Genomic DNA, 18,866 nt, shown 5'->3' with positions numbered 1-18,866 from the left:
GCCAGGCAGGGTCGTAGTGGAACTCCTGCGGGCCCCGTCCCGGCACGCGCCACTCCCCCACCAGCTCCCCGTTCATCCAGACGGCCAGCTGCCGCGTGTGGCTGGGCCGACCCATCACCACTCCGCCGGTTCCTTGCTGTGGAGGCGGGGCCGCACCACCAGCTCCAGATCAAGCGCGGCGAGGATCAGCAGCAACCGCTCCAGGGTGAACCGCCCTGGATTGAGCTCCAGCGCCGAGAGACGTGCCTGGCTGATGCCGCCGGCCTTCTGAGCCAGCGCCGCCTGACTGAGACCCTGTTGGCGGCGCAGGCCGATCAGCAGCTGGCCCAGCTGGGCTGGCATTCGGATGATCTGCTCTCGAGCCGCCATGCCCTCGGGAGCTTCGCCCTCGGGAGCTGTGTCTTCTGTGGCACGGTCCCTTGAGGGCATGGGGTCACTTGGATTCCGCATAAAGCCAGGTTACTTGAAAACCGCGTAACCGTGATTGAGTTGGTAACCGAGTGACTTGGTTCAATTTCAGGCCAGTTCATCGCTCCATCAGCTTCCAGAACCCCAACTTCGCTCCATAAATGTTGTGGAGGCTTTCCAAATAGCCCGAGTGATCGGGATGCCCCTGCCAGTCATCGATGCGGCCAGCTAGCTGTTCGCAGGTGCGGAGGTGCTCGGCGGCGTAGCGGTAGCGATTGGCGCGGCCCATCCATAACGCAAAGAACACCATCGGCCGTAGCAGCAGAGTGGCCGCCAAGGGATGGGCGGCACTGAGACGCTCGGCGGCTGCGCTGTGAATCGTGTAGGCATCTCCCTCCCATTCGTCCTGATGGGCCAGCACATGGCGTGCGGCGCGGGCGAGTGCCGGCCATTCCACCAGGAAGTGCAGGCCCAGCAGGCTGATCGGGTGCTGCTCGGCCACCTGCAGGGCCCGCTCTTCCGCTTCCACATCCTCAAAGGCTTCAAGGTGTTTGAGGTAGTCGCGCAGGTGCGGGATCGAGAGGGTCCTGCTGAACCACTGCCAGCGCATCTCCTGGGCTTCCGCCTGCCGGTTCAGGGCCTCAAGCACGGCGATGCGGCTGTCGTGCCACTGCCCATCCTCAAAACCTGCGGCATCTTCCGTAGCTCCATCGAGGATCTCTAGGGCCTGTTCCGCCCGTCCGGACGCCAGCAGGTGTTGGGCCACGCTGGCGGCGATGTCACGCCAAAGCAGATCTTCGGCATCGAACTGGGCCAGGTAGCCCTCCACATCTCCCCGGGCCACAGCGATCTGGAGAAGGTGCGTGCTGCCGTCGAGGGCGCCACGCTGGCGGCAATAACTCCCCAGCAGCTTCAGGCCCCAGTCGCCCAGGGCGTCTTTTAGCGCTGGCACCAACGCATCGAACTGCTCAAAGGTGTTCTCCGCCAGTAGCTCAGCGGCATGCTGCGCCAGGGTTTCAGGCTCCAGCTGGGCGGCCTGGGCCAACGGTCCTAGCTGCTTGGCTGCCCGTTCGAACACACCGATCACTACTCCGGTGCTGTCTGTGCAGCGCGCCAGCACTCCCTCGGAGAGTTCAAGGAAACGCCGCAGGAGATCAAAGGCCTGCTTGGGATCACCGGTCGCGACCTGTCCGGTGATCGCCTGGAGCTGGGCTTCCAGATCACTCACCAGAGCCTTGCGTTTGCCCGAATCCAAAAAGGTGCTGGAGCGATCGATCGCAGTCAGGCGTTTGCGAACTTCTTGAACGACTCCTTCGGTCCCTTCGCCTGCGGCCAGGGCAAGGCGCAGCCGCCGCTGGATCACGGCGTTGCCACCACTCACCTCGATCAACAGCTCCGCCAGCGCTGCAGCACCCAGGGCTTCCAGGTTCTTGGCGTTGAGAGTGCGCTTGCTGGCCACTGAGCTACGACAGGGCGGGGCTCAAACCCAGGACCGTGGCGGCCTGCTGCATCCGAATATCGAAGCTGGCCAGCTGGGTGCAACGGCTGTGCAGCGCCACCGCCAGATGCAAGGCGTCACCGGCGCGCAGGCCGAGGGCCGGATCCTGGAGCAGTTCAGCAGCGTGACGGAAGCGGCCCCGGTCCAACGGACGTAGTTCAACGCCGCCCTGCAGTAGGCGCTCGAATTGCTCACCAGCGACCTGGCGTGCCTCAGCACTGAGGCCGTGAACACGCTGCTTCATGCCCAGGGCGCTGTGGGTTTCGGTGATCAGCCAGTCGCTGCTGATCAAGGATTCGCGGGACTGCGCAAACCAGTCGAGGGCGCGCGAGCTGCTCTCTTCCGGGGTCAGCAGAGCCACCACGACGCTGGTGTCGAGATAGATCATCGATGGGTCAGCGTCACCAGCGTTCACCGCTACGGCATTCCTCGATCACCGAAGGGGTAATAGGCATGGTTGCCTGTAGCTGGCGCAGATCAGTGGCCAGAGCAGAGCGATCCAGCTTGCGCAGAGGCTCCAGGCTCAGGCGGCCGTCTGGTCCAATGACGATGTCGATCTCATCGCCTTCCTGCAGCCCTGCCTGACGCAAGCAATCGGCCGGGAGCCTGACCGCCAGGCTGTTCCCCCAGCGGCGGATCGCCTGCGGGAAGTGCTGACTGGCGTCAGCTGAACGACCTTGGGGCATGGACTGGGTCAAGGAACGCCTTGGGCCGTTCCCGGCCACCCGTAGAAACACGACTCTACGTCCGGTTCCTGGCTTTCAGTGCTGCAGATGCCGCCGGCTCCAACCGGTGATGGTGGCCTCCACGTTCTCGAGGTGCCATTGCAACGGGCCCCGTCCCTCGGTGCAGCCCCAGCGGCGGTAGTGCTTGCCGGGTTGCAACACCCCCCGCAGCCGCAGCTGGCGGAGGGTCTCGCGGCTCATCCCAAGGGCAGCGCAGGCTTCGGCGGTGGTCACCCAGACTCGCTGACGTGCAGGTGTTGTAGGCGAATCCATCAGCCACCTGCCAGCTGGGCACGGAAGCGCTTGAGGGTGTCGATCAACCAGGAGCGGCGGTAGCTCTTGACCTGGCGGGGAGCACCATCGACGTACTGCTGACGCAGGGGTGGCTCCTGGCCGAAATCCTCGCGGTAGGCCCTGGCCACCACCTTCCCTGCGGAGCACGACTGGCTGCGAGGCAAGACCCGCTGAAAAACCTCCAGCCAGGCATCACCCAGGGTCAACTCCTCATCGGCGACAAAGGCCGGCAGAAGCGCCTGCTCCGAGCTGGCGGACAGCACGTTGCTGCGCACGATGTCCTTGAACAGGAGCTGATCGCGCTGATCCAGGCCGCCGAGCCGCTCGAACAAGCCGATGCTCCGCTCCACCAGGGCGATCACCTCCACTTCCCTGCGCCTCGGCGGGGTCGTTTCCACAGGGGCCGGTGTGGCCTGCTGGACGCTCTCCAGGAACCAGCTGTCCATCCACACCGCGAACGGAGCACTGATCCAGCGAGCCAGCTCGACCGCGACCTGGGGATGGACCCAGGTGCCCTGGCGAGCGCCTCCTTTCAGGCTGAGACACAACGTGGAAACGGGAATTCCCGTTTCGGCGCCGAGGGCCTCCAGGTAGGTCGTGGCCCGATCAGTGCGCCAGTAATCGTTCCACTGCTTGCCGTTGGCCTTGCACATCGCCGTGGCATTGACGTAGCCGTCGCTGGTGCGCCGTGCGATTGGGGTGCCGTTCCAGGAGCGGGACACAAGGGCGTGCGGATCCATGGTGAGAAGGGGTGGTGTTGGACAGGACAGTTCGCTGTTGCTCCGTTTGCGGCAGCCGGCGCCGCTGGTCAGTGCAGCGGGCGTCATCGGATCGCCTCCTGCAGCAACGTCAGCACCGCCGGATCCCAGAGGATCTGTTGTCGCCGCTCGCCCCGGCTGCAGCGCGGCAGGGCGATGCCCCAGTCCCGGCCGGCTTCTGTGAGCTGCCAGTTGTCCTCGTCATTGCGCAGCTGCAGACCGCAGGCGGCCAGGCTGCGGTTGGTATCGCGGATCGTGCGGCCCAGCCGCTTGGCCAGTTGCTCTGCATCCAGGCGTGCCTTGACCGGCGGATCTCCCAGCTGACGGGGCCGATGACCTGAGGCCGCAGGGCCGTTTTCGCGCAAAACCTGTTGCAGTGGGGACAGGCGGAGGCCGGTGTTGGAGTCGATGTCCTCAATGGCAGCGAGGAGCGCATCGGCGTACCCGACGCCGGTGAGCTCGACGATCTCCTCGGCCAGCCGCAGCACCGCCTTCACGGTCTGGGTCTGCAGTCCTTCCCGGGCTTGCTGGTGCTCCTTCGATCGACCCGCAGGGCGTTCCAGGGATGGCAGCAGCTCATGGGTGAGCCAGCGCCGCATCCGCCAGGCCGTCGGGCTGTCGCCCATCAGCAGGAGGCGCAGCAGGCCGGCCTCATTGATCAGGGCAAGGGTGCAGCCCTCGCTGCCGGGGCCCTCCTGGGAATGGAGGCAGTGCTCCTCCTCCCGCAGGCTGGTCAGCGCCCTGGCGATCGGGTGCTGGGCCAGGGCGGTACAGACATCGGCGGCGACGAACCAGGCCTCGCCGCGTTGATCGCTGCTCACCCGGATGCGGTGCCCCTCGAACGCATAGGGCACCAGAGCGGTCGTGCTGTTCATGGCTGCAAAGGCGAGGGGACGGTGGGGAGTGGGGCGCCTTGCCGTAACGCGATCGCTGCCCCGGGGGGCAACGCCATAGAGGGGGCGAGATGGGCTGCCGTCATTGGGTTGTTCTGGGGCACGGCCAGCGGCCGCAGGGGGGCCGGCACTGGGCCGGCGAGGAGCAGCAGGATCGTGCTCAGCTGCAGCGCCAACACCAGCCAGAGCAGCCAAAGCAGTCGCTGCAAGCTGCTCACCCGCACGGTGGTGGTGATCGGCCGGCGGGTGCGGCAGAAGGCCGGAAGCTGGGGGGCTGGGCGACGGTTGACGCCGTCAGGACGGAGCTTGTCCATCAGAACGGCACCTCCTCGTCGCTGGCGAACTCGTCGTAGGCGCCAGCGCCCAGGGCCGCTTCTGCCTGGCTGTAGCCCTCCTGCTCGGCGAATCCCTCGGTGGGATCGCTCTCCTGATATGGCACGTAGTGCACCACCTGGGCAGCACGGGGAATGAGCGTGATGCCCACCCCCTCGGGCCGGTCCCAGCCATGGATCACATAGGCGATCACCAGCCGGCTGCCGTTACCAATGGCGGCACCATTCCAGGGCTGCTTACTGGCGTCGATCAACCGCGGACCGCTCGCCTGGGAGCCGTCGCGGCGCGTCAACTGCTGCGCCTTGAACTTCACCACCATCAGCTGGTTGGGCTGCTCCTTATCGAGCTTCCACGGTTCGCCCTTATCGCTGCGGCGCTTCTTGCTGCCGTGGGCTTCCACAAACTGACGCTCCAGCTTCTCGAGGAACGCCTGGCTGGTGGCTTCTCCCAGGGGGAGGAGTAGATCGACGGACCAGGCCAGCGGCTTCTCCGGGTCCATCTGCTGCCGCGGCTCCACTAGGTGGGCCCAGCGCACTTCTGCCAGTGGGGAATAAAAGATTTCAGTGGCCATGGTGCTGATCGAGAGGAGGAAGGGGATTGAGGCCGGCGCCGAGCCGCATCAGGTGATGGGCCGCACCGCTGGCGGAGAGGTTGTGGCGCTCCATCAGCTCCCGCAGCCGCTGATGGCAGTCGCCGTAGACCATCACCTGCACGTAGTGACGGTCCTGGCTGATCGAGGGGCGCTCGCCATAGCTGCGCGGGCGGCGATTGGGCCGGGAGGTGCTGTCGCTCATGCCCCATCCCCCGCCGGTGCTGGTGTTGCTTCTGGCGGCGCGGGAGGCAGATCGGCGAGCTCGCGCTCAAAGCGATCGACGAAATCCTTGTGCCGCTGCTGGGTGATGAAGCCGGCGATGCTGCGCGCTTCCTTGGGCACGTTGAAGTGATGGCGGAAGGCGATCTGGAACTGACGCCTCGCCTCCACCGGCCGCAAAGAGCGGACCATCTCCAGCAGCGTCTCCCTCTCCTCCTCCCCCAGGGGCCGGAGGGACTCCTCGGTGCCAGGGGCATCCGGAGTGCCGGGACCGATGGTGTCGGCAGGAGCGGCTGGTGCTGGGGTGGGTTCCGGAGACTGGGTCGCTTCCGCGGGCCTGGAAGCCGTGGTGGGCGTCGGCACGCTCGCCATGGCCGACTCGGGCTCCTGTGACGGGGGCACAGTTACGGGCGTTACGGGCGTGACCGCCGTTACGGCAGGCCCGGCATGGGCTGAGTCGCCCCTCTTTAATGCCTCAGCCTTAGATGGCTGAGGCTGTTTGGTCGCAGAAAGGACCGGGATGCCCAGCAGCTGCGCCAGCAACCGCGCTGCCTGAGTGAACTCCTGCTCGGCCTCCTCGGCGCTCAGGCGCACCTGGCTGCTGAGCTGATCGCCGCCGCGGTGCAACACCGTCACCTCCAGCAGTGGCTGGCCGTCGTCATCGAGGCCGAGGCAGGAGGTGTAGGCAAAGCCCAGGCGGAAGGCGCCGCGGGCGGCCTCCACGACTGCGGGCAGGGACATTTCGACGGCCGGAGTCACCTCCGACTGAAAACGGGCGAGGGCCTCGGCCAGCTCGCATTCGGCGGCCCGCTGGCCCTGGAGCAGGGCCGCTGGATCAGCTGTGCCCTCGCGATGGACAGGTTCTGGCACGGCGGCGGGACGCCCGGCGGCAGGTGGTCCTGCGGCGGTGGTGGGTGACATGGCAGTGACGGCGGGACCGTTGCCCGCTCTCCGGGCACCTTAGAGGCTCAGGAGCCTGAGCCGCAATACATCGCTCAGGTTTTCATTACGGCGTGGCCTTCTTGCCATCCTCACCGCCGGAGGAGGGCTCCAGGCCCTCGCTCCAGAGGCGAATCCAGCGCTCAGGCAGCCATTCCCCTGCCCACAGCTCTGCCAGCTCACCGGCCTCGTAGTCGCGGAAGGAGGTGAGCACGGACCGCAGCCCCTTGCGTTGCGCTGCCGGGGCCTGCCGGGCCACGCCCTGCAAGGTCTCGATCGGATCGAGGCCGCGCCGGCTGGCCTCCTGGGTGAACTGCTGCCGCCACTGGCTCGAGAGTTCCGCAGCTCGATCAGCGCTGAGCTCTGGCATCGGCTCGCTGGCCTGGCGCCGGAAGGCCTCCGGTGCTGGCAGCAGTCCGACATAGCAGCTCCAGAACTCGGTTGGTCCCCACACCTGGCCGTCGTCGCCGCGGATCGGGGTGGCCTCCGCCAGGGCCTGGCGGATCTCCTGGCTCTTGAGCGGACCCCAGTCCTTTGCGGCGATGCGGCGATTCACATCGGCCAGCTGGAAATGGGCCTGGGCACGCAGATCCCCCGCCTTGCCCTGCTCCACCATTGAGATGTTGCCGCTGGAGACCGTCCGGAAGCCGGCCTCACGGCCCCAGCGCTCGGCCGTGTACTGGGTCCAGCCGTTGCGCTCCCGCCAGAGCCGCAGCATGCGCCCGAAGTCTTCCCGTGCTGCGGCCTGGCTGTCCACGTAGGCCTGAAACATGCTCGCCATCGTCCCCTTGGCTTGATTGGTCAAACTCTAAGACCGGCTCAGCCACTCAAGCCAGGGGCATACATGATCGGATACGGATCGTGAGGTTGGGGCTTCTATCGGCGCACCGGCCGCTGGGCTGGCCGCCGCGTTGGCCGGCGGCTGCGGATCCGGTCCTCCAGCACCAACGCTGTCGTTGGCTCATTGCTGATGATCGGCTCGGGCCAGCAGCGGGCCTCACGCAGCAGCGACTCCAGCTCGATTCGTTCCTCTCCGCTCAGGAATTCCAGGGGGTCCACCAACCGGCTGTCCGGCCCCAGCGTCCAGTCATCCCTTTGGCAGCCGTACTCCCAGCAGCGGCCATCGGGGGCATCGGCCCGATCCACCCAGGCCAACCCCATGTCCAGCCCACCGTCGGAACCCTTGGGTTTCAGCAGCAGCGCGATCCGCCAGAGCGTGAGCAGTTCGATCCGCATCAATCCACAGCCCACTTCATCCCAGGCCCGATCCGCCAGGAACGGCAGACCCGCGACCACCAGCCGCAGCTGGTCGGCGACCTCCTCGGCGCGGCAGCGGATCGGCAGGTCTTGCTCCACCCTGCCTGTTGCCTTGGGATGCTGAGCCCACAGAAGTCTTCGTAATCATGCGGGACCCTTGCCCTGCCTTGGGTCTGGCGCGGTCGGGAGCCCAGCTCAGCATCTTTCTGGATTGGAAAAGGCTCAGCCTCCTAAGGGCAGACTTATGCTCACAGTCTGTTGTCGCCGCATCGGCTGCCCTCTGTGTTTCCTCCCGTCAAGCCCGTCTCCGTCGTGGTCACCCAGCGCCAGCTCGAGTGGCTCGATCACCGTCGCGCTCAAGGCTCCATCTCTCGCTCCGCCGTCCTACGCATCGTTCTCGATCGCCTTATCCAGCAGGAGCAGGAGCAGGCCCAGGTCGCCGTCACAAAGCCCACCGATGGCCAGTGATGACCTTCTCGCCGATCCGTCGATCCCGCTGCTGTGGTGACCGTGTCGCCGATCGATGCGGCCCAGGCTGATCGGTTCCTCTCCCTGCTGGGCAAAGATCCAGCCACCGCTCGTCTGCGTGCCTTCCCGCATCGAGGCAACCCCGACAAGTGGCACCCGGAACACCGCCCCAATGGCATCAAGGCCCGCAAGGGCCCCTACGACCTTGCTGCCGCCAGCCGCTGGCAGCAGGAGGGCCGCGGTGTCTACCTCGTCGTCAACGACGGCGGCGACAACGACGGGCAGATCACCGCCTGCCGCGCCTTCTTCCTGGAATGGGACGACAGGCCCGTCCCCTGGCAGCTCTCTGCCTGGCAGCGCTACGGGCTGGGTGAACCCACCATCTCGATCACCACCGGCGGCAAGTCGGCTCACCTCTACTGGGTGCTCAATGAACCGATCCTCCCGGCGCAGTGGATTCCGATTCAGGCCGCACTGATCGAAATCACCGGCGCCGATTCCACCAACCGCAACCCCTCGCGCGTGATGCGCCTGCCCGGCGGCAGCTACATCGGCGCTGCTGGCACCGCCTTGGGGATGACCACCATCTACAGCGCCGCCGGCAGCCGCTACTCCCTGGAGCAGGTGGCGCAATGGGTGCAGCCCGATGAGTTCGCCGGCCCGCCGCCACCGGAGCAGCCGTTCACGCCATCCGCGGAACTGCAGCGACTGGCCCAGGACGACGGACTCACAGGTGATCTACCCCCGCGGCCACCCGAAAAGCTGCGCGAGGCGCTGCTCAAGATTCCGCCCTTCCGTCATGGCGCCGGTCAGTACCACCAGCTGATGAAGCTGGCGATGCGCCTGCACATCGATCTCGGCTCCGCAGCTGCCCAGCAGTTACTCGGCGAGACCTGCTGCAGGGAGATCCGCGATCTGCCCTGCTACTTCCAGAGCACTCCCAACCAAATCAGCCCCGGTTCCACCTGGGCTTTTCTGCGCGAGACCTGGGGCGTTGACATCAGCCGAGCGGACCTCAAGGCCAAGCGGCCGCCGCCGCATCGCGATCCAACACCAGAGGCGGGCGCCTCCAAGCCAGGGCAACAGGATTCTTCGGGCCCGCTCACGCTCGACCAGGTGCGCGAGAGGCTGCAGCGGGCCGTCACCGATGGCGCCTCACGCCAGGACCTTGAGGCCCTGCTCCTTGAGCTCGCCGATCTCTCAGACCGGAGTGCCTATGACCTGCGCAACCTGCTGCGCACCATCCAGGCCGAACAGGACGCGGCCCAGGCGATCGCCGCCGAGGTGGCGACGATCAAGGCGGCCCAGGATCGCTGTGATCTGTCGCAGGCCCTGACGCTCGACTGGATCTGCCCGCCGTCGCTCGCGGCGGCGCTGCGCATCCGCTGCCGCTCCTTGCCGGCTGATGACGTCACGGCGCTGATGTGCTTTCTCGTCGCCGTCTCCGGTGTCGTCAAGCTCGGCACCCAGGTTGTCGCCTCAGAAGCGGCCAGCTATCGGGTGCCACTCAACCTCTACGGCGCTCTCGTCGCACGCTCCGGCGCCAAGAAAACGCCCGTCTCGCGCCTGCTGGTGCTGGATCCGCTGCATGAGCTGCGCCTCGATCTAGCCAGACAGAACAAGCGCGCTTACCGGGACTGGGAGGAGCAGAACCGCGCTGTAAAAGCCAGCGAGCGCACACCCGAACCCAGGGCGGTCCATCTGATGGTGTCTGACTTCACCGCCGAGGCACTGGCGGAACAGCTGCAGCTACAGGAGGAACGGGGCCTGGGTCTGCTGATCCATCGCGATGAGCTGGCCGGCATGTTCGGCAACCTCAATGCCTACCGCTCCGGTCGTGGCTCAGATGAAGAACAACTGCTGGAGGCCTACGACGGCTCTGGCTTCTCCTCCTTGCGAATCACCAAAGCCGGTGGTGGTCGCTTCTACGAACGCTGCCAGCTCTCGATCTGCGGCACGATCCAGCCGGCGATCCTCGAGGCGCTCGTGGCCAACGGCGATGCTTCGGGCCTCTGGGCGCGCTTCCTGTTCATTCCCCTCCCCGAGCGGGTGGTGCCGCTGCCGGAGTTCGAGACGGAGCAGGAACAGCAGGAAGCCAGCTGGGCCAGCCAGCTGCTGGAGTCGCTTTGCCGCTTTGTGTACACCAAGCCGCGCCTGTCCCTGGCGCTTGCGCCTGACGCGCGCCGGTATTTCGTCCATTACGAGGCCCGCTGCCAGGCGGATGTGCACCGCACCACCATCCCCGCGCAGGGGGCGTTGATCGGCAAGGCTGCCGGCAAAGCGCTCCGCGTCGCTGCCCTTCTTCACCTGCTGCACCAGGGCTGCACCGATGGCTGGCACAGCCAGCAGGTGTCGGTCGAGGTGATGGAGAGGGCCTGCGTCCTGGTCGATCACATCAACACCTGGACCATGGGCCTGCACCAGAAGGTGGCCGAGGGCGCCAACGACCTGATGCGGTTGATCCATGGCATCGCTCATGCTAAGGGCGTGGCTTCCTGGCACGACATCGCCAAGCGCCTCACCAAGGCGCAGCGCCGAGACATCGACTCCGCTGTCGCGGCGGCTGCGATGGAAGCCCTGGCGGACCTTGGCGTCGGCGAGGTGGAGCACAGCAAGCGCGGGACCCCCACCTACAAAGCGACCGGAGAACTGCCGTGACTGCCGATTTGCCGATCTGTTGCCGACAGTTTGCCGATAGGCGATCGGCAACGAGATCCCCTGCAGGAGAATGGAAGTGAGGGAAAAGATGATGTTTGCCGATCCTTTCTCCTCTTTCCCGCTGATCTCCTGCCTCCCAAGGGCTCATCTCGCAGACACGCATGGGGGGTGTCGGCAAATCGGCAAATCGGCAACCAGCGAGATCAGCTGTGCCGCAGTCGATCTGATTGCCGATCCCCACGTCGGCAAACGCCGGACGATCGGCAAACACCGGGCACTGCGGACCTCGTCCCGAGGCGGCGCATCCCTTCACTCCTCAGCAGCCCACCACTGATGACCACCTGGCTCACCCCCATCCCCGGCCTGGAGCGCCGCGATCCGGAACACCGCTACTGGCTGGATGACCACCTCTTCCCGGTCTCGATCACTGGGGTGCTGGCCCACGGCAAGGGGGAGTTCGCCATGGGTCGGATCGAGGCGACGCGGGAGGTGTGGGCGCCGCGGGGAAATGCCTGCCACCGGGCCATGGAGCTCTTCCTCACGGCGCGGCGGCCAACCGCATGGCAGCAAGCCGAGCTGGAGCCCGTGCCTCCGTCATCGGGTGACCCCTTGGCCGAACTGGGCGAGCTGGCGGACGGCGACTACAGCGACTGGATCCATCCCCTGCTCACCCATGAGCGCTGGGAGCAGGTGGAGGTGATCGCCTCGGAGCGCGCCACCTGCTGCCTGGTGCGCAACGTCGCCGGCACCTACGACACCGCCTTCCTCGACGACCAACTGCCGATCCCGCAGGGCCGGGCCCAGGGCGTGAACGGGCCGGCGCGGGTGCTGGCGGATCTCAAGAGCCTCGGCGCCAACGGCAGCACCTACTGCACCCGCGCCCAGCTCGGGGGCTACATGGCGTTGGAGTGGAGTCACGGCCACTGGATCGACTACGGCCAGACGATCTGGTGCCGGCCCGGTGGCACCTCCTTCTCACCGCTCTACAGCCGTCAGGACTGCCTGGTGGCCTGGGCGGCGGCCTACACCGCCTACGCAGAAGCCCACTGGCCGTTCTGATCAAGGGCTCACTTGCTGAGCCGCTAAACTCTCCTCAAATTCCTGAGGCAGGATGATTGCTTTTGTTGCTGGGTCGGTCGACTCGCGGGTGGGAGAGATGGCCTCTGTCGCCGAATCTGAGTCCGTTGTCACGCCTTCCGCTGATGTCCTGCTGGCCTCCCTTGGCGAGGGGGAGGAAGCGATCGATCGCCTGCTCGCGGCCATGGTCGCCATCAAGCGCCAGCAGCGCTCGCTCGACGATCAGCTGGGCGTCCTGCTTGATCAGCTGCAGCAGCTGCATGAGCGCGGTGATGTGGACGCCTCCTTCCACTTCAACGACACCGCCTTCTCCTGGAGCCCGGGCCGGGTGCAGTTCACTTACCCCGAGGCGGTGCTGGCCCTGGAGCAGCAGCTCAAGCTCGCCCGCAGGACGGCCGAGGGCAACGGCAGCGCCGTCCGCCGTCATGGCCGGCCGTTCTGGACGATCAAGCTCCCTGGCACCTGATGAGCAGCTCCGCCGCTCTCCTCAGCCTGGCGGCCCAGGCTGCTGCCCACTCGGCTCTGGCGCCAGGCACGGCGTTGCTGGCCCTGGATCTGGGCACTCGCACCGGCTGGGCGCTGCAGGAGCGCAGTGGCCGCATCTGCAGCGGCAGCCAGCCGTTCCGGCCTCAGCGCTACGAGGGGGGCGGCATGCGCTTTCTGCGCTTCCAGCGCTGGCTCATGGAGCTGAGCCAGGCTTCTGACGCCTCAGCTGGCCTGGCGATCGATCAGGTGGTCTTTGAAGAGGTGCGCCGTCACGCTGGCGTCGATGCGGCCCATGCCTACGGCGGCTTCCTCGGCCAGCTCGGTTCCTTTTGTGAGCACCACCGCCTCCCCTATCAGGGCGTTCCGGTCGGGACGATCAAGCGTTTCATCACCGGCAAGGGCAACGCCAGCAAGGTGCAGGTGATTGCCGCCGTCCGGGCCCTGGGCCACAGCCCGGTGGACGACAACGAGGCCGATGCCCTTGCGCTGCTGCACTGGACGATTGCCACCGCCGGGGGCTGCGATGGCTGAGCGCCGCCATGGCCGTGGCCGCCGGCCGCTGCGCAGTCCGCCTCCCCATCAGGCACCGGCCGATGCGATTGATCTGCTGCGCTCCTCCGCCAGCACGGAGGACGACGAAGGCAACCCGATCAGCAGCCCCCAGGGGGTGGATCCCAGCAGACCCGTCGGTCCTGGCAATCCACCACGTCAGGGGCGCAAGGAGAATCCGGTCCCCAGGCCCAGCCGTCTGGAGATCGAACGCCGCATCGCCGAGGCCCAGCTGTGGATCGCGCAACGGCTGCCGTTGGTGCAGATTCTGGAAAACGCTGGTCAGAACTGGGGGGTTCACAACACCCAGACGATTAACCGCTACCTCAACCTCGCCCGTGAGCGGATGGTGGAGGAGCTGATCTCCGACCGCCGCCGCCACCAGGCCGAGCAGATTTTTGCCCTGAACGAATGCGCCCGCCGGGCGATGGAGGCTGAGCAGTTCTCGGCGGCGGTGGGTGCCTTCCGGGTGATCGCCGAGATCGGTGGGCTGCTGCGGGCACCGATCAAGGCACCGGATCCCCATGGGGGCGGGGCGAAAAGCTGATGGGCCGTATCGCCTCCACCCTCCGCCCCAAGGCTCCAAGCCTGCCCAGTGCGGGCGGGCTGCTACTGGACCCCGCGACGGACCTCTGGGCCGACTGGGGCCTGCTGGGTGTTCCCGACCCTGACCGGGCGACAACTACGCGCCAAGGGCTGCTGTTCAGGGATTTCATCCTCGCCGCCTTCCCCAGCTTTCAGTTCCACCGGCTGTCCGAGCTGCTCATCGACCTGCTCCAGCAGGTGGCCGATGGTCAGCTGACCCGTCTGATCGTCTGCACACCTCCCCGCCACGGAAAAAGTCAGCTGGTATCGCGCCTGTTCCCCGCCTACTGGGTGAGCCGTCACCCCCAGCTGTTCTGCGCCATCGCCTCCTATTCGGCGGAGCTGGCCTATGCCCACAGCCGCGAGGCGCGCCACTACTACCGCAGCACCGGCCATCCCCTCTCCAAGGATTCAGCCGCCGTCGGCAACTGGCTGACGCCCCAGCGGGGCGGCTGCATCGCCGCCGGCGTGAGGGGCCCGTTCACGGGCAAGGGCTACAACCTCGGGATCATCGACGACCCCTACAAGGGCCCCGAGGACGCCAAGTCAGCGCTGCAGCGGGAGCGACTGATCGACTGGCTCAAGAGCGTCTGGTTCACCCGAGCCGAACCTGGCCTCACGGGCGACGGGGCGTTGCTGCCAGCAGCGCAGGTGGTGGTGCAGACCCGCTGGGACCACCACGACATGACCGCCTGGCTGCTGGAGCAAGAGGCCGAGGAGAACCCCGAGCACTGGACGGTGCTGAACCTCCCGGCGATCGCTGAGCCGATCAGCATCGCGATGCCGATCCCGCCCACCTGCACCCGCGTTCCGGACTGGCGCCAGCCCGGTGAGCCCCTCTGCCCGGAGCGGGTGCCGCTGGCGGTGCTGCAACGCATCCGAACTCGCCTGGGCTCCTACTGGTGGAATGCGCTCTACCAGCAGCGCCCCAGCCCGGCCGAGGGCCTGCTGTTCCGCAAGCAGTGGCTCCAGCCGCCCCTGCCTGTCGCCCCTGGCCAGCCCCGGCGCTACGCGCCGTTGGTGCTGAGCTGCGACCTGAGCTTCAAGGACGGCAAGGACAACGACGCCTGTGGCTTTGCCCTGCTCGGATTGCTGGAGCCGCAGCGGCATCCGGCTGCGGAGGCGCGGCGGCAGGGCCTGGCGCTGGCAGCCAATGCCGCCGGGGCTCAAGGGTCGCCAAGGGGGGTGAATTTGATTCACACCCCCGCCGCCGTGCAGGACCCCTGGGCGGAGCTGCAGATCGAGGCGCTCTGGGCCCACCGCCAGCGGTTGGACCTGCCGGGGGTGATCAAGTTCCTGCTGGCCTCGTTGGCCTCCCTGGAACGCCAGGGCCTGCGGCCCCATGCGGTGCTGATCGAGGACGCCGCCAATGGCCCGGCCGTCTGCCAGCTGCTCAAGCGCCAGGTGCCGGGGCTGATCGCCATTCCGCCCAAGGGCAGCAAAGCCTCCCGCGCCCATGCCGTCGCCCCGCTGGTGGAGGCGGGGCAGGTGCGCTTTGCCCGCAAAGCCGACTCGCTGATCGATGAGCTGCTGGCCTTCTCGCCCAGGGGCGGTGTCGACGATCAGGTGGATGCCTTCTGCCAGGGCGTGCTCTGGATCGAGACCCAGTTCTGGCGGGGTCGGGGCTATGGCACCTCCCCGGTGCCGATGGTCTTCAGCCGCTGAGCGATGACGGTCGCCAGCGCTCAGCGGCCCCTGCGAACTCCGGCCTGCCGCGTAGCCGCCGGCCAGCTGGCCCTGCCGCTGCGGCCGCCCGTGGTGGTGACCTGCGTGGCGCGTCGACCGCGCCGCCCCCAGCGCGCGCGGCCCGAGCCCAGCCAACAGGCCGTTCAGCTGGTGATCGCCTTCCCGGCCAAGCCGCGGCGGCACCGGCCGGTAAACCCTCATGCCGCCGCTAATGCCCTGGCGCTGCAGCACCTCGACATCGCCAAGACGGTGGCCGGCAACATCTCGCGCCGCACCGGTCACCCCAAGGAAGACATTGAGCAGATCGCCATGCTCGGCATCCTCCAGGCCGCTCGCCGCTACTCACCGGAGCGGGGATCCTTTCGGCCCTATGCCCGCACCTATGCGAATGGGGAGGTGTATCACTACCTCCGGGATAAGGGCTTCCTGATCAAGGTACCGGCCTCTTGGCGGGAGCTACATGCCAGAGGGTTGAAGCTGATGCGGTTGGGGGTGGAGGCCGCGGAGGTGCCGGGGCGGCTGGGGGTCAGTGCGGAGCGGTGGCGAGAGATTGTGGAGGCCTGCAGTCAGCGGGTGGTGGCGTGGGGAGTGGAGTGCTCTGACGCAGATTGATAGATGGTGACCGCAGCCAATGCCGCTTTTGTGTTCAGCCTGCGGTGACATCACCGAGGCTGAGGGCCTTGAGATAAAGCCACTCGTCGGACTCTCCACGACCGAAACGAGAACACTCCTTGAGCACGCCTTCTCGCCGATCGCGATCGCGCCAGCGGGCCTCAAAGGTCACCGTCCCGTACTTATCGAGTACACCGCCGTCCTGGCAATCCAGCACTTTGAGGCTGAGCCACTGGATGTTGCGGCAGCTTTCCTTCAGAGCCTTGCGACGAGCCGCTGCCGTCTGGCCGGTTTCAGGATGAGTGCGCAGCAGATGCTCAATCGCCTTTGGATCCTTGGCCGCCAGGGCAAAGGCGCTGTATCGAGACCGCATCAGCTGCTCGGCCGTGGCCGCCAACTGCTCTGCCGCAATCAATGGCCCGCAGCAGTTGCTGTAGGCACTACCGCCACAAGGGCAGGCCGCTGGCTCGGGCGAAGAGGATTGTCGGCCGAAGCCCAGGGGTACGCCGGAAACAGGGGGCATGGGTGGAGCTCTGGAGCACCATTCTGGTGCGCCACAGACTTAGGTCTGGAGCCAAGGGGAAAGGGGACCAGACGACTGTCTGGCACGACGAGCTGCATGCCCGGGGGCCAGAAATGGCTGCGGCTGGGAACTCTCGCTGGCGAGCTGTCGAAGCGGCTGGGGTTCAGCAGAGAGCGGTGGGGGGAGATTGTGGTGGCTTGTAGTCAGCGGGTGGTGGCGATTGAGGTGGGGGAGGCGTGACGCTCGCCATCACCTGGCCGCAGATTGTTTTCAGCCACGGAGGTGGCCATACGGCGGCGGCTCAGGTGAATGGCGATGTTAGAAGTGATCAGGATCCCAAGCATCAAAAGCGCCTAGCGTATCAGGACATCCGGAATTACCTCGCGAAAAATGATTAGGTCGAGATTGGTTACGAGAGGATAAGAGCGCATTCAGGTATGTGCAGGTTGCGATTCCGCCGACCTCAAACCCATGCTGATATCACCGGCTAAGGAGTATGTAGTCAACTCTGAATCAGATCTGAGATGCCTGTGTACATCTGCTTGTGTAAAACAATGTGTTATCAATGCCCTAGAAACATCCTATTTGCCTTTGTAGCCCACAACTTTTCCGGCTGTGATCTGCGGTGGATTCGGAAGTGCAGCAGTGGCTTCTGGATTGTTCAATATCCACTGCCTAGCCTTCATGGTAGATTCTTCCTCACTTGCGCTTGTCTTGAATACACTGGTTGAGACCATCACCCCATTGCCTGCATCCACGAAGAAGTACTCGATAAATCCTGGTATTCTGGAGATCATAGGTATAAATGATTCTCCAACCAGCCGTGCCGCCTTACCGGAATCAGGAATTCCCTCATAACGTCTCACCGTCACCCACATTGATTGGGAGTGTTGCTGCGCTGCTTGGGCAACAGCATGACGCGGGATGGCCAGTCCTGCGATGCAGGCGATTATTAGTGCAGCAGCGCTAAAGGCACGGACAAAACGCTTGGAAATCATCGCTTTCCTTGAGAAAATTGATTTCATCATGGATTTCTGACCAGGCTCAATAATCTTCATGTCTTGCAATATCTAGGCAGCCTGCCTTGGGTCCATGTATTTGCTTCTAACGCTCATCATCACCCGCCCGAAGCAACTTCTGCCAAAGGCAAGTTCCTTGGACCGGGACGGGTGAATGATGCTGTTAGGCCTCATCCTGGTTAGACCCACCCGAGACAGGAGGCATGTAGGCGGACATTTCAGGGAAGAGAACTGTTGCAGAAGATGTCGCATTGTACATGTAGCCGCAGAAAAAGTGGAAGTGAACGTACTTGTTCTCGTTGGCCCTGATGAATCTGTTCTTTACTTGCCATGTAGGAGTAGATGGATACATCCAAGACTTGTCATTCTTGTCTACATATAAAAGAAGGCCGTCCGAGGTGCTTAGTACCAGATTGTGCATATTATGGTTCTTAATGTCTTTCTCGTACCAGCCAGTAACTTCGCTGACGAGCGAGCTAGGGTCAAAATCAAAACCTTCGCAGACAATAAAAGAGAAGAGTTGATCATATTCTTCTGTCTCGCGACTGAAGGGCCTTGCTACGACCGCTCTATCACGATGAATCGGAATCGTGGAGGATACATGATCAGCTTTAGCCTTAACGCGAGCGAGTTTGTTAAGTGCTTCACGTAAGCCGGTTTTGGAAAGACGACTCTTTACCTCGCCAATCGCGCATACCCCTTCAACAGGAAAAAAGCGCTGATGCTCGTTTGACTCAACACGAGGAGCAGCAGATCTGTCATAGATAACAATGTCGGCCTGCGTAGAAACCTCTCCTGCGCTATTTATTAGAAAACCTGTACCAATATCGAGACGCGCAGGGATACATAGCCGCATGAAGTCTCGAAGAATGCCTTCTCGGTACGTCCCGAACTCTCCTGCATGAAAGAGCTTGCCCGTTGCCGGATCGACGAAAGCCTGACGCGCCGCTGCAGTAAAAGAATAGTTAAAAAGTTCGATTCTTTCGTTGAGCAGTGCTGAGAAGGCATGATTCACTTGGTCATCTCCTAATAGTGAACAGTAATACATCTGACGCCTAACGAATATGGATAGATCGTGCGCAGCCACGATCTATCCGCAGTTGAACAAGCCTGCAACGTTGAGGCCCTGGGCCCACTGCAGAAGAATCAGGCCATTTTTTAGGTTTTCTTTGGCTTCTGCCCTAGGTGAAATGTCCTACAGCCGGCAGCACGAACCGGTTGAGCTGTTGCACTCTCCAGTTTAGGCACGCAGACTGCCCAGCAGGCCAGTTCTGGTTGCGAACGGGC

24 protein-coding genes are annotated in these 18,866 nt (G+C 64.9%); 8 read left to right on the top strand and 16 right to left on the bottom strand.

What is annotated here, in order from left to right; translation table 11 throughout:
- Positions 1 to 114: 114 nt before the first annotated feature.
- The 13 genes from KBZ33_RS18450 to KBZ33_RS18390 all read right to left on the bottom strand — a co-directional run bounded on the left by KBZ33_RS18450 (position 115) and on the right by KBZ33_RS18390 (position 8,015).
- Positions 115 to 369: a helix-turn-helix domain-containing protein gene (locus tag KBZ33_RS18450; protein ID WP_254954856.1), complete on the bottom strand. Its 255-nt coding sequence runs from the start codon at positions 367 to 369 to the stop codon at positions 115 to 117.
- A gap of 157 nt (positions 370 to 526) precedes the next feature.
- The gene (locus KBZ33_RS18445; protein WP_254954830.1) at positions 527 to 1,867 is read right to left on the bottom strand and encodes a DUF6880 family protein; all 1,341 of its coding nucleotides are present in this window, start codon (positions 1,865 to 1,867) and stop codon (positions 527 to 529) included.
- A 4-nt stretch (positions 1,868 to 1,871) separates the two neighbouring features.
- Positions 1,872 to 2,294 (bottom strand): type II toxin-antitoxin system VapC family toxin, encoded by a 423-nt coding sequence (locus KBZ33_RS18440; RefSeq protein WP_254954831.1) that lies wholly within the window; start codon positions 2,292 to 2,294, stop codon positions 1,872 to 1,874.
- 13 nt (positions 2,295 to 2,307) lie between these two features.
- Positions 2,308 to 2,592 carry an AbrB/MazE/SpoVT family DNA-binding domain-containing protein gene (locus tag KBZ33_RS18435; RefSeq protein WP_254954832.1) on the bottom strand — a complete coding sequence of 95 codons (285 nt, stop codon included), beginning with the start codon at positions 2,590 to 2,592 and terminating at the stop codon, positions 2,308 to 2,310.
- A 75-nt stretch (positions 2,593 to 2,667) separates the two neighbouring features.
- Positions 2,668 to 2,865: a helix-turn-helix domain-containing protein gene (locus KBZ33_RS18430; protein WP_255011893.1), complete on the bottom strand. Its 198-nt coding sequence runs from the start codon at positions 2,863 to 2,865 to the stop codon at positions 2,668 to 2,670.
- 38 nt (positions 2,866 to 2,903) lie between these two features.
- Complete coding sequence (locus KBZ33_RS18425) at positions 2,904 to 3,752, bottom strand: KilA-N domain-containing protein (protein ID WP_254954834.1); 849 nt, start codon at positions 3,750 to 3,752, stop codon at positions 2,904 to 2,906.
- Entirely contained in the window at positions 3,749 to 4,558 is an 810-nt protein-coding gene (locus KBZ33_RS18420) for a BRO family protein (protein WP_254954835.1), read from the bottom strand. Before KBZ33_RS18420 ends, KBZ33_RS18425 begins: the two co-directional genes overlap by 4 nt.
- Positions 4,555 to 4,890, bottom strand: coding sequence for a hypothetical protein (locus tag KBZ33_RS18415; protein ID WP_254954837.1), 336 nt, complete (start codon positions 4,888 to 4,890; stop codon positions 4,555 to 4,557). Before KBZ33_RS18415 ends, KBZ33_RS18420 begins: the two co-directional genes overlap by 4 nt.
- Positions 4,890 to 5,480, bottom strand: coding sequence for a hypothetical protein (locus tag KBZ33_RS18410; RefSeq protein WP_254954838.1), 591 nt, complete (start codon positions 5,478 to 5,480; stop codon positions 4,890 to 4,892). The genes KBZ33_RS18415 and KBZ33_RS18410 overlap by 1 nt, the downstream gene beginning before the upstream one ends.
- Positions 5,470 to 5,703 carry a hypothetical protein gene (locus tag KBZ33_RS18405; RefSeq protein ID WP_254954839.1) on the bottom strand — a complete coding sequence of 78 codons (234 nt, stop codon included), beginning with the start codon at positions 5,701 to 5,703 and terminating at the stop codon, positions 5,470 to 5,472. Before KBZ33_RS18405 ends, KBZ33_RS18410 begins: the two co-directional genes overlap by 11 nt.
- Positions 5,700 to 6,641 carry a hypothetical protein gene (locus tag KBZ33_RS18400; protein WP_254954840.1) on the bottom strand — a complete coding sequence of 314 codons (942 nt, stop codon included), beginning with the start codon at positions 6,639 to 6,641 and terminating at the stop codon, positions 5,700 to 5,702. The genes KBZ33_RS18405 and KBZ33_RS18400 overlap by 4 nt, the downstream gene beginning before the upstream one ends.
- Before the next feature lie 85 nt (positions 6,642 to 6,726).
- The gene (locus KBZ33_RS18395) at positions 6,727 to 7,440 is read right to left on the bottom strand and encodes an XRE family transcriptional regulator (RefSeq protein ID WP_254954841.1); all 714 of its coding nucleotides are present in this window, start codon (positions 7,438 to 7,440) and stop codon (positions 6,727 to 6,729) included.
- Positions 7,441 to 7,535: 95 nt separating this feature from the next.
- Positions 7,536 to 8,015, bottom strand: a complete 480-nt coding sequence (locus KBZ33_RS18390; protein ID WP_254954842.1) for a hypothetical protein — start codon at positions 8,013 to 8,015, stop codon at positions 7,536 to 7,538.
- Between the two features lie 183 nt (positions 8,016 to 8,198).
- Here KBZ33_RS18390 and KBZ33_RS18385 point away from each other — a divergent pair, with 183 nt between their 5' ends.
- The 8 genes from KBZ33_RS18385 to KBZ33_RS18350 all read left to right on the top strand — a co-directional run bounded on the left by KBZ33_RS18385 (position 8,199) and on the right by KBZ33_RS18350 (position 16,037).
- The gene (locus KBZ33_RS18385) at positions 8,199 to 8,384 is read left to right on the top strand and encodes a hypothetical protein (protein WP_254954843.1); all 186 of its coding nucleotides are present in this window, start codon (positions 8,199 to 8,201) and stop codon (positions 8,382 to 8,384) included.
- A 36-nt stretch (positions 8,385 to 8,420) separates the two neighbouring features.
- The gene (locus tag KBZ33_RS21685; RefSeq protein ID WP_254954844.1) at positions 8,421 to 11,042 is read left to right on the top strand and encodes a DUF3987 domain-containing protein; all 2,622 of its coding nucleotides are present in this window, start codon (positions 8,421 to 8,423) and stop codon (positions 11,040 to 11,042) included.
- Positions 11,043 to 11,375: 333 nt separating this feature from the next.
- A complete protein-coding gene (locus KBZ33_RS18375; protein WP_254954845.1) occupies positions 11,376 to 12,101 on the top strand; it encodes a hypothetical protein in 726 nt (241 codons plus the stop codon).
- A gap of 97 nt (positions 12,102 to 12,198) precedes the next feature.
- Positions 12,199 to 12,585 carry a hypothetical protein gene (locus KBZ33_RS18370; RefSeq protein WP_254954846.1) on the top strand — a complete coding sequence of 129 codons (387 nt, stop codon included), beginning with the start codon at positions 12,199 to 12,201 and terminating at the stop codon, positions 12,583 to 12,585.
- Entirely contained in the window at positions 12,585 to 13,136 is a 552-nt protein-coding gene (locus KBZ33_RS18365) for a crossover junction endodeoxyribonuclease RuvC (protein ID WP_254954847.1), read from the top strand. Before KBZ33_RS18370 ends, KBZ33_RS18365 begins: the two co-directional genes overlap by 1 nt.
- Entirely contained in the window at positions 13,129 to 13,701 is a 573-nt protein-coding gene (locus KBZ33_RS18360; RefSeq protein ID WP_254954848.1) for a hypothetical protein, read from the top strand. The genes KBZ33_RS18365 and KBZ33_RS18360 overlap by 8 nt, the downstream gene beginning before the upstream one ends.
- Positions 13,701 to 15,404 carry a terminase gene (locus KBZ33_RS18355; protein WP_254954849.1) on the top strand — a complete coding sequence of 568 codons (1,704 nt, stop codon included), beginning with the start codon at positions 13,701 to 13,703 and terminating at the stop codon, positions 15,402 to 15,404. Before KBZ33_RS18360 ends, KBZ33_RS18355 begins: the two co-directional genes overlap by 1 nt.
- A gap of 3 nt (positions 15,405 to 15,407) precedes the next feature.
- A complete protein-coding gene (locus KBZ33_RS18350; protein WP_254954850.1) occupies positions 15,408 to 16,037 on the top strand; it encodes a sigma-70 family RNA polymerase sigma factor in 630 nt (209 codons plus the stop codon).
- Positions 16,038 to 16,071: 34 nt separating this feature from the next.
- Here KBZ33_RS18350 and KBZ33_RS18345 read toward each other — a convergent pair whose 3' ends face one another.
- The 3 genes from KBZ33_RS18345 to KBZ33_RS18335 form a co-directional block, all read right to left on the bottom strand.
- Positions 16,072 to 16,560, bottom strand: coding sequence for a YchJ family protein (locus tag KBZ33_RS18345; RefSeq protein ID WP_254954851.1), 489 nt, complete (start codon positions 16,558 to 16,560; stop codon positions 16,072 to 16,074).
- Between the two features lie 581 nt (positions 16,561 to 17,141).
- Positions 17,142 to 17,618, bottom strand: coding sequence for a hypothetical protein (locus tag KBZ33_RS18340; RefSeq protein ID WP_254954853.1), 477 nt, complete (start codon positions 17,616 to 17,618; stop codon positions 17,142 to 17,144).
- Between the two features lie 124 nt (positions 17,619 to 17,742).
- On the bottom strand, positions 17,743 to 18,594 hold the full coding sequence (locus KBZ33_RS18335; RefSeq protein WP_254954854.1) for a DUF6602 domain-containing protein: 852 nt from the start codon (positions 18,592 to 18,594) through the stop codon (positions 17,743 to 17,745).
- Positions 18,595 to 18,866: the final 272 nt, after the last annotated feature.

Source organism: Cyanobium sp. Cruz-8D1 (assembly GCF_024345975.1).
Classification (GTDB): domain Bacteria; phylum Cyanobacteriota; class Cyanobacteriia; order PCC-6307; family Cyanobiaceae; genus Cyanobium.
The sequence above is the reverse complement of the archived record's forward strand: the minus strand, read 5'-3'. Positions and strand labels throughout refer to the sequence as shown.

What these genes read in the sequence shown, in the direction of transcription:
- KBZ33_RS18450 (WP_254954856.1), bottom strand. Translation starts at nt 369, where the DNA reads ATGGCGGCTCGAGAGCAGATCATCCGAATGCCAGCCCAGCTGGGCCAG.
- KBZ33_RS18440 (WP_254954831.1), bottom strand. Translation starts at nt 2,294, where the DNA reads ATGATCTATCTCGACACCAGCGTCGTGGTGGCTCTGCTGACCCCGGAA.
- KBZ33_RS18435 (WP_254954832.1), bottom strand. Translation starts at nt 2,592, where the DNA reads ATGCCCCAAGGTCGTTCAGCTGACGCCAGTCAGCACTTCCCGCAGGCG.
- KBZ33_RS18425 (WP_254954834.1), bottom strand. Translation starts at nt 3,752, where the DNA reads ATGACGCCCGCTGCACTGACCAGCGGCGCCGGCTGCCGCAAACGGAGC.
- KBZ33_RS18420 (WP_254954835.1), bottom strand. Translation starts at nt 4,558, where the DNA reads ATGAACAGCACGACCGCTCTGGTGCCCTATGCGTTCGAGGGGCACCGC.
- KBZ33_RS18415 (WP_254954837.1), bottom strand. Translation starts at nt 4,890, where the DNA reads ATGGACAAGCTCCGTCCTGACGGCGTCAACCGTCGCCCAGCCCCCCAG.
- KBZ33_RS18410 (WP_254954838.1), bottom strand. Translation starts at nt 5,480, where the DNA reads ATGGCCACTGAAATCTTTTATTCCCCACTGGCAGAAGTGCGCTGGGCC.
- KBZ33_RS18405 (WP_254954839.1), bottom strand. Translation starts at nt 5,703, where the DNA reads ATGAGCGACAGCACCTCCCGGCCCAATCGCCGCCCGCGCAGCTATGGC.
- KBZ33_RS18400 (WP_254954840.1), bottom strand. Translation starts at nt 6,641, where the DNA reads ATGTCACCCACCACCGCCGCAGGACCACCTGCCGCCGGGCGTCCCGCC.
- KBZ33_RS18395 (WP_254954841.1), bottom strand. Translation starts at nt 7,440, where the DNA reads ATGGCGAGCATGTTTCAGGCCTACGTGGACAGCCAGGCCGCAGCACGG.
- KBZ33_RS18375 (WP_254954845.1), top strand. Translation starts at nt 11,376, where the DNA reads ATGACCACCTGGCTCACCCCCATCCCCGGCCTGGAGCGCCGCGATCCG.
- KBZ33_RS18370 (WP_254954846.1), top strand. Translation starts at nt 12,199, where the DNA reads ATGGCCTCTGTCGCCGAATCTGAGTCCGTTGTCACGCCTTCCGCTGAT.
- KBZ33_RS18365 (WP_254954847.1), top strand. Translation starts at nt 12,585, where the DNA reads ATGAGCAGCTCCGCCGCTCTCCTCAGCCTGGCGGCCCAGGCTGCTGCC.
- KBZ33_RS18360 (WP_254954848.1), top strand. Translation starts at nt 13,129, where the DNA reads ATGGCTGAGCGCCGCCATGGCCGTGGCCGCCGGCCGCTGCGCAGTCCG.
- KBZ33_RS18355 (WP_254954849.1), top strand. Translation starts at nt 13,701, where the DNA reads ATGGGCCGTATCGCCTCCACCCTCCGCCCCAAGGCTCCAAGCCTGCCC.
- KBZ33_RS18350 (WP_254954850.1), top strand. Translation starts at nt 15,408, where the DNA reads ATGACGGTCGCCAGCGCTCAGCGGCCCCTGCGAACTCCGGCCTGCCGC.
- KBZ33_RS18345 (WP_254954851.1), bottom strand. Translation starts at nt 16,560, where the DNA reads ATGCCCCCTGTTTCCGGCGTACCCCTGGGCTTCGGCCGACAATCCTCT.
- KBZ33_RS18340 (WP_254954853.1), bottom strand. Translation starts at nt 17,618, where the DNA reads ATGAAGATTATTGAGCCTGGTCAGAAATCCATGATGAAATCAATTTTC.